This window comes from Pseudomonas sp. PI1 (assembly GCF_000812405.1).
GTDB lineage: Bacteria > Pseudomonadota > Gammaproteobacteria > Pseudomonadales > Pseudomonadaceae > Pseudomonas > Pseudomonas citronellolis.
Window position 1 is genome coordinate 50,269 of sequence record NZ_JWMC01000015.1, and the last position, 11,970, is coordinate 62,238.

General features: G+C 68.0%; 10 protein-coding genes. 2 read left to right on the plus strand and 8 right to left on the minus strand.

Annotated elements, in window-relative coordinates; genetic code table 11:
• The gene (locus RN02_RS07185; protein ID WP_043313854.1) at window positions 1-717 is read right to left on the minus strand and encodes a 4-carboxy-4-hydroxy-2-oxoadipate aldolase/oxaloacetate decarboxylase; all 717 of its coding nucleotides are present in this window, start codon (window positions 715-717) and stop codon (window positions 1-3) included.
• Window positions 714-1,448: a 4-oxalmesaconate hydratase gene (galB, locus tag RN02_RS07190; RefSeq protein WP_043313855.1), complete on the minus strand. Its 735-nt coding sequence runs from the start codon at window positions 1,446-1,448 to the stop codon at window positions 714-716. The genes RN02_RS07185 and galB overlap by 4 nt, the downstream gene beginning before the upstream one ends.
• A gap of 156 nt (window positions 1,449-1,604) precedes the next feature.
• On the opposite strand from galB, the gene RN02_RS07195 reads away from it, so the two are divergent.
• Window positions 1,605-2,810: a LysR family transcriptional regulator gene (locus RN02_RS07195; RefSeq protein ID WP_043313856.1), complete on the plus strand. Its 1,206-nt coding sequence runs from the start codon at window positions 1,605-1,607 to the stop codon at window positions 2,808-2,810.
• Between the two features lie 496 nt (window positions 2,811-3,306).
• On the opposite strand, the gene RN02_RS07200 is transcribed toward RN02_RS07195, so the two are convergent.
• The 4 genes from RN02_RS07200 to RN02_RS07215 form a co-directional block, all read right to left on the minus strand.
• Window positions 3,307-4,557, minus strand: a complete 1,251-nt coding sequence (locus RN02_RS07200; RefSeq protein ID WP_043313857.1) for an OprD family porin — start codon at window positions 4,555-4,557, stop codon at window positions 3,307-3,309.
• A 90-nt stretch (window positions 4,558-4,647) separates the two neighbouring features.
• A complete protein-coding gene (locus tag RN02_RS07205) occupies window positions 4,648-5,910 on the minus strand; it encodes a gallate dioxygenase (protein WP_043272481.1) in 1,263 nt (420 codons plus the stop codon).
• Between the two features lie 21 nt (window positions 5,911-5,931).
• Window positions 5,932-7,287: an MFS transporter gene (locus RN02_RS07210; protein WP_009618369.1), complete on the minus strand. Its 1,356-nt coding sequence runs from the start codon at window positions 7,285-7,287 to the stop codon at window positions 5,932-5,934.
• A gap of 217 nt (window positions 7,288-7,504) precedes the next feature.
• Window positions 7,505-8,239, minus strand: coding sequence for a siderophore-interacting protein (locus RN02_RS07215; protein ID WP_043313858.1), 735 nt, complete (start codon window positions 8,237-8,239; stop codon window positions 7,505-7,507).
• A 77-nt stretch (window positions 8,240-8,316) separates the two neighbouring features.
• Between RN02_RS07215 and RN02_RS07220 the strand changes: the two genes are divergently transcribed.
• Window positions 8,317-8,745: a MarR family winged helix-turn-helix transcriptional regulator gene (locus RN02_RS07220; protein WP_009618373.1), complete on the plus strand. Its 429-nt coding sequence runs from the start codon at window positions 8,317-8,319 to the stop codon at window positions 8,743-8,745.
• 377 nt (window positions 8,746-9,122) lie between these two features.
• Here the strand turns inward: RN02_RS07220 and ppnN are convergent, their stop codons facing one another.
• Window positions 9,123-10,499, minus strand: coding sequence for a nucleotide 5'-monophosphate nucleosidase PpnN (gene ppnN / locus RN02_RS07225; protein ID WP_009618376.1), 1,377 nt, complete (start codon window positions 10,497-10,499; stop codon window positions 9,123-9,125).
• Window positions 10,500-10,728: 229 nt separating this feature from the next.
• The gene (locus RN02_RS07230) at window positions 10,729-11,631 is read right to left on the minus strand and encodes an alpha/beta fold hydrolase (RefSeq protein WP_043313859.1); all 903 of its coding nucleotides are present in this window, start codon (window positions 11,629-11,631) and stop codon (window positions 10,729-10,731) included.
• Window positions 11,632-11,970: the final 339 nt, after the last annotated feature.

Here is an 11,970-nt window from a genome sequence, read left to right on the forward strand (position 1 = left end):
TCAGCCTCCCAATTCGTCGAGGCTGTCCACGTAGCGCAGGCCCTTGGCGGCCAGGCGCGGGCGCATTTCGTAGATGTCCAGGCCGAGTTCGCCGGCGGCCAGGCGCAGGCGCTTCTGCTCTTCCAGGTCGGCGCGCTTGCGCGCGGCTTCCAGCACCTGTTCGGCCTCGCCGTGGCGCACCACGACCACGCCGTCGTCGTCGGCGACGACGATGTCGCCGGCGTTCACCAGTTGCCCGGCGCACAGCAGCGGCAGGTTCACCGAGCCGAGCACCTCCTTCACCGTGCCCTGGGCGTTGATGGCCTTCGACCAGACCGCAAAGCCCATCTCGCGCAGGGTGTGGCTGTCGCGGATGCCGGCGTCTATCACCAGGCCGCGCACGCCGCGGGCCTTGAGCGAGGTGGCGAGCAGGTCGCCGAAGTAGCCGTCGCTGCACGGCGAGCTGGGCGCCACCACCAGCAGGTCGCCGGGGCGGCACTGCTCGACGGCGACGTGGAACATCCAGTTGTCGCCCGGCGCCACCAGCACGGTCACCGCGCTGCCGGCCACCGCCACGCCCTGCTGGATCGGGCGGATGCCGGTGTTCAGCAGGCCCTTGCGGCCCTGGGCCTCGTGCACGGTGGCCACGCCCAGGCGGCCGAGTTCGTCGATGGTTTCCTGCGCGACACGCGGGATGTTGCGCACCACGATGCCGGTCTTGCCGATCAGCGCGCTCATGCCAGGTTCTCCGTCACGCGCGGGAAGATGCTCTGGAAGCCTTCGGCGTAGACGATGTTGCGCGCGCTGGTGATGCCGACGTTGCGCTTGGCCTGCACGCCGCGCTGCAGGGCGACGCGGGTGTAGTACTCCCACAGGTGTTCCTGGCCGGCCATGCACTGGATGGCGGCGTACTTTTTGTCCCACACGCCGGTGATGTCGAGGAAGGTGTCCGGGCGCCATTCGCACTGCTCGGGCTGGTGCGGTTCGAAGGCGTATACGGGTGGCGCGCCGACGATCTTCTCGCCCGGCTTGTAGCCCTCGGCCTGGGCGATGATGCGTGCTTCCTGGGCGAGGTTCATGGCCAGCGGGTGGTCGTAGTTGTACGGGTCCTTCAACGAGTGGCTGAGGACGAATTCCGGCTGCACGCGGCGGAACACGTCGGCCAGGCGGAACAGGGTGTACTGGTCGGCGCGCATCGGGTAGTCGCCGATGTCGAAGAACTCGACGCTGGCGCCGAGGATTTCGGCGGCGGCCAGGGCTTCCTCGCGGCGCGCGGCCTTGACCTTCGCTTCGGTCATCTCGCCCTTGCGCCACAGCTTGGCGGATTCGCCGCGCTCGCCGAAGGACAGGCAGACGATGTGCACGGCGTAGCCCTGCTCGGCGTGCAGGGCGATGGCGCCACCGGCGCGCCAGACGAAATCGGCGGAATGGGCGCTGACCACCAGGGCGGATTTTTGTGCTGCGTTCATGTGGGTGGGCTCCGGTTGGGAATGTGTCGAGGATGTCACCGAGGGCCACGGCGGACTAATGCGTTCAGTTGTTGGAGGTATGCGTTCTGCTTATTGCGCTTGTCGGGAGGGCTGGGCATAGTCCCGTCGGAGTAGGGCTGCGCGCCGGGAGGGGATATGAGCGACTTCGAGCTGCCGAACCTGATGCAGGTCCGCGCCTTCGTCCGCGTGGCGGACCTGGGCAGTGTGTCGCGGGCTTCGGAGGCGCTGTTCCGCGCGCAGTCGGTGGTCACCCGCGCCATCTCCGAGCTGGAGGCGCGGCTCGACGCGCCGCTGTTCGAGCGCCACGCCAACGGCATGCGCCTGACCGACTACGGCGACTGCGTGCTGCCCCGCGCGCGCCGCGTGCTGGCCGAGCTGGAGAGCGTGCCCAGGGTGCTGGGCGCGGCGCCGGTGGAGCCGCTGTACCTGTTCCAGGGGCGGCGCCTGGAGGTCTTCGTCAAGCTCTGCGAGACGCGCCACATGCAGACCGTGGCCAGCCACTTCGGCCTCAGCCAGCCGGCGGTCAGCTCGGCGCTCAAGGTGCTGGAGGGCGGCTGCGGCCGGCCGCTGTTCGAGCGCACCCCGCGCGGCCTGCAGCCGACGCGGGCGAGCCACGAGATCCTGTTCCCGATCCGCCGCGCGCTCAACGAACTGCGCCACATCGAGACCGACCTCAGCGCCATGCGCGGCAGCCTGCAGGGCGTGGTGCACGTCGGCGCGCTGCCGCTGGGGCGCACGCGCATCCTGCCCGAGGCCATCGTCCGCCTCACCGCCGAGCATCCCGGGGTGCGGGTGATCACCAACGAAAGCCCGTTCGACCTGCTGGCTACCGAGCTGCGCGCCGGCGACCTGGATTTCGTCTTCGGCGCCCTGCGCTCGGCGGACTACGCCAGCGACCTGGCCGGCGAGGCGTTGCTCACCGAGGAAATGGTGCTGCTGGCGCGCCGCGGCCACCCGCTGCTGGAAGGCCCCCGCGAGCTGGCGGAACTGCAGCGGGCGCGCTGGGTATTGCCGCGCGCGGGCTCCCCGGCCCGGGGCCTGCTCGACGCCTGCTTCGCCGCCTCGGGCATGGCCGCGCCCTGGCCGGTGGTGGAGAGCGGCGACCTGGCGACCATCCGCGGCCTGCTGCTGCGCTCGGACATGCTCGCGGCGGTGTCGGCGCACCAGCTGGAACACGAGATAGCCTCCGGCGAGCTGTGCCGCCTGCCGGTGCAGCTGCAACAGACCACCCGCGCCATCGGCCTGACCTGCCGCAGCGGCTGCCTGCATTCGCCGGTATCGGCGGCGTTGATGCAGAGCATCCGCGAGGTGGTCCAGGGGACAGGGCCCCATACCCTGTAGGAGCGGGCCCTGCCCGCGATTCGCGCGCAGGGCGCGCTCCTACAGGGGAATGGTGCGGGTGGCGTAGGGTAGGCGGATCTCATCCGCGAATCGCGCCGGAGGTTCCGGCTATCGCGGACAAGGTCCGCTCCTACGGGGGAGAATGCCATGCCTCGCGGAAACCTGTAGGAGCGGGCCCTGCCCGCGAAATCGCGCGCAGGGCGCGCTCCTACATGGGAATGGTGCGGGTGGGGCAGCGTAGGAGCGGATCTCATCCGCGAATCGCGCCGGAGGTTCCGGCTATCGCGGACAAGGTCCTACGGGGGAGAATGCCATGCCTCGCGGAAGCCTGTAGGAGCGGGCCCTGCCCGCGAAATCGCGCGCAGGGCGCGCTCCTACAGGGGAATGGCGCGGGTGGGGCAGTCGTAGGATGGGTTGAGCGAAGCGATACCCATCGCCATGGCCGCATGGGTTTCGCAAGCTCAACCCATCCTACGAAAGCGCTTCGGCGTGGGGCCTACAGCAGGCTCAGCGGATAGCTGACGATCAACCGGTTCTCGTCGAAGCTGTTGGTCCGCCCCCAGTCGCGGCGCATGTTGGAGTTGCGCCACTTCAGGTTCAGCGTCTTCAGCGGCCCCGACTGCACGGTGTAGGCCAGCTCGCTCTCGCGGGCCCATTCGGTGCCGTCGTCGGTGCTGGCGTTGTGCACGTTGTCGCCGTGGATGTAGCGGTTCATCAGGGTCAGGCCGGGCACGCCCAGGGCGGCGAAATCGAAGTCATGGCGCAACTGCCAGGAATGCTCTTTCGCGCTTTCGAAGCTGGAACCGAAGGCGTCGTTGGCCAGGGTGCCGCCGCTGGCGCCGTTGACGCGGAACCACTCGTCGTCGCCCATGACCTTCTGCAGGCCGACGTAGAAGGTGTTGCCGCCGACCTTCGCCGAGAACATCCCCGAGGCGGTGCGGTTGTCCAGGTCGCCGGCCTTGGCGCTGCCGTCTTCCCGGCCCCAGAAGTAGCCCAGGTTGGCGCCCAGCACCCAGTCGCCCAGCGGTTGGAAGTGCTGCACCTGCAGGTACTGCTGCTGGTAGATGTCCTTCAGCTCGGCGTTCCACAGGCCGACCAGGGTGCGCTCGTGGTTGAAGCGGTATTCGCCGCCGACGAAGTCGAAGCGGTCGGAGGTGTAGGCCGTGCGGTTGAACAGGCTCATGTCCTCCATGCTGGCGTCGTTGCGCGGGCTGTTCTGGCGGAATTCGCCGCCGTAGAGGGTCAGTCCGGCGAGTTCCTTCGAGGTGAGCTGCGCGCCCTGGAAGGTCTGCGTCAGCGAGCGGCCATCGTCGGAACGCAGGATCGGCAGCGCCGGGGCCCATTCGCCGACTTTCAGCTCGGTCTTGGAAATGCGCGCCTTGCCGGCCACCGCCAGGCGGCCGAAGTCGTCGGCCGGGCGGCCGTCGTCGTGCACCGGCAGCAGCTGGGTGCCGGCGGTGCCGCGGCCGCCATCGAGCTTGATGCTGTACAGGCCGAGCACGTCCAGGCCGAAGCCCACGGTGCCCTGGGTGAAGCCGGACTTGAAGTCGAGGATGAAGCTCTGCGTCCATTCCTCGGCCTTGCCCTGGGCGGCGTCGCCGGTGTAGTCGCGGTTCATGTAGAAGTTGCGCAGGGTCAGGCTGGACTTGGCGTCGTCGAGGAAGCCTTCGGCCAGCGCCTCCAGCGGCAGGGCCGAGGCCAGGGCCAGGGTGCAGACGAGACGGTGCTTATGGGACGGGCGGATCATTGTTGTTGTTCTCCGTTTCTTGGGCAAAGCGTCGCCGGCCAGCGGCGCGGTGGCGTCGCTGGTGGGCGGTGAAGCTGGGGGGGAGCGGGGTTAGCGCGGGGCCTTGCCGGCCACCGAGTAGCGCACCTGCTGGTTGCGCGTCTTCATGAAGTCTTCCAGGCTCTGGCCGCGCATGGCGGCGTAGATGTCCAGGTTGGAGACGCCGAGCACCGCGCCGAGTTTCTCCAGCACGAAGAAGATCACCCCGTAGTGGATCAGCCCGCGCCAGTCGCGGCGGCGCAGCAGGTCGCGCTCTTCCTCGCTGAGTTCGGCCTCGGCATACAGCGCCTCGGGTTCGGCGAGGAAGCGCTGGCGCCACTGCGGCTCGATCATGCGGTGCAGGAACTTGTTCAGCCGGTAGCCCTTGGCGCTGCGCTCCAGGGTGTAGGGGTAGGTGCCTTCCAGCTGCTCGGCGCCGGCCAGCTGGTGCTGCATGTGCTGGCGGTGGCGCTCGATGGCCGGGGCCGGCAGGCGCTGGTCGCGGTTCTGCAGCAGCAGGGTGGCGATACCGGTCATGGACGGCAGGTAGTAGTCCTGGTGCAGCTTGTCGACGCTGGCGGACAGCGCGCCGCGCATGATCAGCCAGGTGATCACCTCGGCGCCCTCCATGCCGCCGAGGGTGGCGTATTCGGCGACGGTCATCTCGGTCAGGCGCTCGGGGTCGTTGACCAGCAGCTCGATGAACTGCGCGTCCCACTCCGGGTTGTTGAAGCCGCAGCGCTCGCCGTGGACCTGGTGCGACACGCCGCCGGTGGCGACGATGGCGACCTTGAGGTCTTCCGGGTAGCTCTCGATGGCGCGGCGCAGGGCCTGGCCGAGCTTGTAGCAGCGCCGCGCGCTGGGGATCGGCAGCTGCAGCACGCCGACCTGCAGCGGCACTATCTGCAGCGGCCAGCCGTCGGCGCAGGGCAGCAGCGCCGACATCGGCGAGAAGAAGCCGTGGTCCAGCGGCTTGTCGCGGAAGAAGCTCATGTCGAACTCGTCGGCCATCAGGCTCTGCCCGATGTGCCGCGACAGCGCCGCGTGGCCGCCCACCGGCGGCAGCTCGCGCGGGTTGCCGCCCTCGTCGGCGACGCCGTAGCGGTCGTCGACGCCGAGGGTGAAGGCGCTGTAGTGGTCGAAGAAGAACGAGGTGACGTGGTCGTTGAAGATGTAGAAGAGCACGTCCGGGCGCTGTTCCTGGAGCCAGGCGCGGATCGGCTCGAAGCTCTTGAAGATCGGCGCCCAGGCCGCCTCTTCCTGTTTGTCGTGGTCGACGGCGAAGCCGATGGTCGGGGTGTGGGAGACGGCTAGGCCACCAATGATGCGTGCCATGACGGGGTCCTCTGGTTCAGGTTACTGCGTGGCCAGTACCTGGCTCGCGCGGCGCCGGGCGTGGCCGTTGGCCAGGATCGCCAGGGCCGCGACGAACGCCGGCAGGCCGAGGAAGGTGAACAGCAGCGGCAGGCCCAGGCCGAGGCTGAGCACCGCGCCGCCGATGAGCGAGCCGAAGATGGCGCCGAAGCGGCCGATGCCGAGCATCCAGCTTACCCCGGTGGCGCGGAACTCGGTGGGGTAGTAGCCCGGGGCGAAGGCGTTGAGGCCGGTCTGCGCGCCGCTCATGCAGAAGCCGGCGGCGGTGACGCCGACCACCAGCAGGCTGGATTCCAGGCTCAGCGCGCCGAGGCTGACGATGCACAGCCCGCCCAGGGCGTAGGCGATGGCGATGACGCGGTTGGGGTTGCGCCGGTCCATGATCCAGCCGACCACGATGGCGCCGACGGTGCCGCCGATCTGGAACAGCCCGGTGATGGTGGCGGCGCGTTCGATGGACAGGCCGCCGTCGCGCAGCAGGGTGGGCAGCCAGCCCATGGTCAGGTAGATCACCAGCAGGCCCATGAAGTAGGTGGCCCACAGCGCCAGGGTGCCCAGGCGGAAGCGCCCGTCGAACAGCTGGCGCACCGGCGCCTTGTGCTGCACCGGCGGCTCGCTGACGCTGAAGCGGGTGCCTTCGGCGAAGTGCCCGCCGAGCTTGGCCAGGGCGGCGGCGATCTGCTCGGCCGGGGCCTTGCGCGCGGCCATGAAGCGCGCGGACTCGGGCAGCAGCCACAGCAGCAAGGGCAGCAGGGCCAGCGGCAGCAGGCCGCCGGCGAGCAGCACCGCCTGCCAGCCGTGGTGCGGGATCAGCCAGGCGGCGAGGAAGCCGCCCAGGCCCGAGCCCATGTTGAAGCCGGTGAACATGATGGTGATCAGCAGCGAGCGGCTGCGCTCGGGCAGGTACTCGGCCAGCAGCGTGGTGCTGTTGGGCATGGCCGCGCCCAGGGCGACGCCGGTGAGCAGGCGCAGGAAGGCCAGTTCGTAGGGGCTGCGGGCGAAGGCGCAGGCCAGGCTGAGCAGGCTGAAGCCGGTCACCGCGATCAGCAGCACCTTCTTGCGCCCGAGGCGGTCGGCGTAGGGGCCGGCGGTCAGCGCGCCGATGGCCAGGCCGATCATCCCGGCGCTCATCACCGGGCCGAAGGCGGCGCGGGACAGGCCCCACTCCTGCATCAGCGACGGGGCGATGAAGCCCATCACGGCGACGTCGAAGCCGTCGAACAGGACGATGAGGAAGCACAGCGAGAGGATGAGCCACTGGTAGGCCGAGATCGGGCGGCTGTCGATCCAGTCTTTGACATCGACGGTCTCCATGCCACCGGGGTTTTGCTTGAGCATTCGCGTTCACCTTTTGTTCTTGTAGTGGTGAAAATTCCAACAGGCTTCGAAAACGATGATGACCGGCAGGAATCACCTCGCCGTTTTTCGGCGTGGGGCGACTGTAAGGCTCAAGGGGCGGGGCCTGCCTCTGGGAAATCCTTAAGCGGGTATCGGTTTTGTTTATGGGGCGCTTGCGCAGGCGTTGCCGGGGCCGGCGACGCCTGGCGGGCGGGTTTCACTGGCTGAGTTCCTCGTGGTAGTCGGCCTGGCCCTGGCGCCAGTAGGCGGCGACGCGCATGGCTTCCTTCGGCTGGCCCTTCTCCAGCAGCAGGTTGCGCACGCGGACCATGGCCGCGGCCTCGCCGGCGCCCCAGGCGAAGCCTTCGCCGGCGGGCAGGTGCAGGGCCTCGACGGCGGCCAGCAGGGTTTCGCCGTCATCGAACCAGTGCAACTGAAGGTCGGCGGCAGTGGCGAACTGGCGACGGTCGGCCGCTTCCACCTGCAGCAGGACGATGGCGCGGGTGCCGGCCGGCATCTCTTCCAGGCGCCGGTGCACGGCGGGCAGGCCGGTGGCGTCGGCGACGAACAGGTGCCAGGCGAAGTCCAGCGGGACGATCATCGAGCCGCGCGGGCCGCCGATCACCGCGTTGTCGCCGACCTGGGCGTGCTCGGCCCACTGGCAGGCCTTGCCGTGGCCGTGCAGGGCGAACTCGACGGTCAGCTCGCGGGCAGCGGCGTCGAAGCGGCGCGGGGTGTAGTCGCGGCGGACGATGCTGCCGTCGTCGTCCTCGAACATGAACTTGACGTGGTCGTCGAAGCCGGCGGAGACGAAGTCGGCCAGGGTTTCGCCGGCGAAGGTGAGGCTGACGAAGTGCGGGCTGAGCTGTTCGCGGCGGGCGACCTGCACTTCGCGCATGCGCAGTTCGTGGCGGACGCGTTGCACGCGGCGTTGTTGGGTGGCTTGAGTCATGGGTGGCCCTCTTGGGCTATGGTTGATAATATCAACGATCATAAGAATCATTAGTTGATAAAGTCAACCGTATAGCCATGAAAGCCGACGACGTTCTCGAAACCATTCACTCCGTCATGCACCTGTACCGTTCGCGGCAGTACCGCGAACTGCGCGACGGCCCCCATGACCTGACGCACATGGAATTCAAGGTGCTGGCCTTCTTCGCCCGCCGCCCGGGCGCCACCCAGCGTCAACTGGTGGAACACAGCGGCCGCGACAAGGCACAGATCGCCCGGCTGATCCAGGGCCTGCGCAACCGTGGTTTGCTGGAGGGCAGCGCCGATGCGCTGGACAAGCGCAGCGTGTGCCTGAGCCTGAGCGCTGCGGGTCAGGCGGTTTACGCCGAGGTGGAAGGGCAGGGCCGGCATTTGTCGGAGGTGGCGGTGCGGGGGTTCAGCGCGCAGGAGCGGGAGCAGTTGCAGGGGTTGTTGGCGCGGGTGGAGGCGAACTTGCAGGGGGAGTGAGGGGTGTTTTTTGTGGGGGCTCGCCGGTGGTTTCGGTGGGGTGGGTGGGGCCGTTCCCTCTCCCCAGCCCTCGGCTGCGCGCCCCGCCCTGAAGGGAGAGGGGGCTAGTTCGTGCCGAGAGGACGAATGGTTTCAGTTGGAAACCTTCGGTGTTGCCGGCTAACTCCAGAACATCCGTATCTGCCCAACGGTCCCCTCTCCCTTCAGGGAGAGGGTTAGGGAGAGGGCGCGGAGGTTGGCATGGCAGCGGAGCCGCCGGTTACCTCGTTCGCGAGCAAGCTCGCTCCTACGAAAAGCTGGCCAATACCCGAGCGCAATAGCGGCTCCCGTAGGAGCGGGCCCTGCCCGCGATTCGCGCGCAGGGCGCGCGGCGTAACTCAGCCCTCCACCACCCGATAGCACGGCTCATAGGCCGCCCCACCCGGCAGCTTCATCCGGTGCTGCTTGACGAACGCGTGTAGCAGTTCATCCAGGCGTCGCATCAGCGCGGGTTCGCCGTGGATTTCGTAGGGGCCGAATTCCTCGATGGCGCGCACGCCCTTTTCCTTGACGTTGCCCGCGACTATCCCGGAGAACGCCCGGCGCAGGTTGGCGGCCAGTTCGTGGGCCGGCAGGTCGGTGCTCAGTTGCAGGGCGGCCATGTGCTCGTGGGTGGGGTCGAAGGGGCGCTGGAAGCCGACGTCGATCTTCAGCAGCCAGTTGAAGTGGAAGGCGTCGTTGCGCTCGCGGCGGAACTGCTTGACCTCCTTCAGGCCCTGGGCCATGTGCCGCGCTACTTCGGCCGGGTTGTCGACGATGATCTGGTAGCGCCGCTGCGCCGCCTCGCCCAGGGTGGCGCCGACGAAGGCGTGCAGTTGCTCGAAGTAGGCCGAGGCGCTGCGCGGCCCGGTGAGCACCAGGGGGAAGGGCAGGTCCTGGTTGTCCGGGTGCATGAGGATGCCCAGCAGGTAGAGGAATTCCTCCGCCGTGCCGACGCCGCCGGGGAAGATGATGATGCCGTGGCCGACGCGGACGAAGGCCTCCAGGCGCTTCTCGATGTCCGGCAGGATCACCAGTTCGTTGACGATCGGGTTGGGCGCCTCGGCGGCGATGATCCCCGGCTCGGTCAGGCCCAGGTAGCGGCCGCCGTGGTGGCGCTGCTTGGCGTGGCCGATGGTGGCGCCCTTCATCGGCCCCTTCATCACGCCCGGGCCGCAGCCGGTGCAGACGTCCAGGTTGCGCAGGCCCAGCTCGTGGCCGACCTTCTTGGTGTACTTGTACTCCTCGGTGCTGATGGAGTGGCCGCCCCAGCACACGACTATCTTCGGCTCCACGCCCGGGCGCAGGGTGCGCGCGTTGCGCAGCAGGTGGAAGACGTAGTCGGTGATGCCTTGCGAGGTGTGCAGGTCGACGCGCTGGTTGTCCAGCTCGTTGGCGGTGTAGACGATGTCGCGCAGGGCGCTGAAGAGCATCTCGCGGGTGCCGGCGATCATCTCGCCGTCGACGAAGGCGTCGGCCGGCGCGTTGACCAGTTCCAGGCGCACGCCGCGGTCCTGCTGGTGGATGCGCACCTCGAAGTCGCGGTAGGCGTCGAGGATGGTCTTGGCGTTGTCGATGCGCGCGCCGGTGTTGAGGATGGCCAGGGCGCACTGGCGGAACAGTTGGTAGACGCTGCCCGAGCCGGCTTCGCTGAGTTGCTGGACTTCGCGCTGGGACAGGGTTTCGAGGGTGCCCTTGGGGCTGACCGAGGCATTGATGGTGGGTCTGGGGGACATTACAGCTTCCATTGGTGCGGATGCCCGGGAGGGCACCTGGGTACTCGACCGCGCGGGTGGCGGTGTCCTGCCCCGATATGGCCGCAAGGGCGGCCCGGTGAGGGTGGGGCTTAAGCGGATAGTAGTGCGTGGGGAGCGAGGCCGCGAGCCCTGCGGATTGCCATCACGGCTGCGGGAAGGCCTCGGCCACCCGCCGGGAAGGCGGGAGCCGGACGACGGGACGGGGCGTTCAGCCGGCCAGGGCGGCCAGCGGAATGCCTTCGTGGTTGGGCGGGTAGCCGTTGCCCAGGGACAGGCTGACCGGCTGGCGCTGCGGCTTGAGGAAGCCGAGCAGGGCATCGCGGGTGTCCTGCCAGCCCTGCTTGTGCTCGACATCGATGAAGTGCCCGGCATTGCGGATGGTGCGGAACTCGCAATCGCGGATCAGTTGCTGGAACAGCTTGGCCTCGGCCGGCGTGGTGTAGAGGTCCAGCTCGCCGTTGAGGAACAGCAGCGGGATGTCGATGGCCGCGAACTTCTCCATGTAGCTCTCGGCGCTGAGCTTGAGCACCTGGCAGACGTGGAAGTGCATCTGCCGGTACTCGTGCTCGTCCAGGCCGGCGACGTGGCGGAAGTTGTAGCGCTTGAACAGCTGCGGCAGGTAGCGGCCGATGGTGTCGTTGACCAGGTTGGCGATGTTCGGCCGGTCGCAGGCGCCCAGGTAGTCCAGGCCGCGGTGCAGGTAGTCGAGCATCGCGGCGTTGAGCAGCGGCGAGAAGGAACTGATCACCGCCTTGCGGATGCGGCACGGGCGCTGCGCCAGGGCCAGCAGGGTGGCCACCCCGCCCCAGGAGAAGGACATCACCACGTCGGCGCGGTAGTGCTCGATCAGCCCGAGCAGCAGTTGCGCCTCGTACTCCTTGCTGATGAATTCGCGGCAGTCGTTGTGCGCCCTGGACCGGCCGGCATAGGGCTGGTCGTAGCAGACCACGTTGAAGTGCGGTTGCAGGTATTTCACCGTTTGCGCAAAGGAGGCGGTAGTAGCCAGCGAGCCGTTGACCAGGATGATGGTCTGGCGTGCTTCCCTGTTCGCGTGGAACTCCGTGTAGACCCGGTGTTGCAGAATTTCGACGACGGCGGTTTCCGGCCTCATGTCGCTTCCTCCATACGCAGCTCGAATGGATGCACCCACGATTGGGTACGAGAGAACTACCAGGCAGAAGGAAAGCGCCTTGAGGTGACAGCTTCATGTCACCTGGCGAAAGTTCATATTTCTTTTATTTTCAACAGCTTATAAGTGCAAAAGCGAAGCGCCGAACCTCTTCGGGAGGGCCGTGCGCGGGGCTTTCGAGGCAGGTAGGAAAGGCTGGGCGAGAAGTGCCGAGCGGAAAAAATCTTCTTGGACGTAATGCGTGACCGATGAGTCACGCATGGGCCAGAGTTAAGCAGGACGGTTCGCCCGCCGCAAGCCTGTGGCGGGCGGTTTTCCGCC

What these genes read in the sequence shown, in the direction of transcription:
- RN02_RS07185 (WP_043313854.1), bottom strand. Translation starts at nt 717, where the DNA reads ATGAGCGCGCTGATCGGCAAGACCGGCATCGTGGTGCGCAACATCCCG.
- RN02_RS07210 (WP_009618369.1), bottom strand. Translation starts at nt 7,287, where the DNA reads ATGCTCAAGCAAAACCCCGGTGGCATGGAGACCGTCGATGTCAAAGAC.
- RN02_RS07220 (WP_009618373.1), top strand. Translation starts at nt 8,317, where the DNA reads ATGAAAGCCGACGACGTTCTCGAAACCATTCACTCCGTCATGCACCTG.
- RN02_RS07195 (WP_043313856.1), top strand. Translation starts at nt 1,605, where the DNA reads ATGAGCGACTTCGAGCTGCCGAACCTGATGCAGGTCCGCGCCTTCGTC.
- RN02_RS07215 (WP_043313858.1), bottom strand. Translation starts at nt 8,239, where the DNA reads ATGACTCAAGCCACCCAACAACGCCGCGTGCAACGCGTCCGCCACGAA.
- RN02_RS07205 (WP_043272481.1), bottom strand. Translation starts at nt 5,910, where the DNA reads ATGGCACGCATCATTGGTGGCCTAGCCGTCTCCCACACCCCGACCATC.
- RN02_RS07230 (WP_043313859.1), bottom strand. Translation starts at nt 11,631, where the DNA reads ATGAGGCCGGAAACCGCCGTCGTCGAAATTCTGCAACACCGGGTCTAC.
- RN02_RS07200 (WP_043313857.1), bottom strand. Translation starts at nt 4,557, where the DNA reads ATGATCCGCCCGTCCCATAAGCACCGTCTCGTCTGCACCCTGGCCCTG.
- ppnN (WP_009618376.1), bottom strand. Translation starts at nt 10,499, where the DNA reads ATGTCCCCCAGACCCACCATCAATGCCTCGGTCAGCCCCAAGGGCACC.
- galB (WP_043313855.1), bottom strand. Translation starts at nt 1,448, where the DNA reads ATGAACGCAGCACAAAAATCCGCCCTGGTGGTCAGCGCCCATTCCGCC.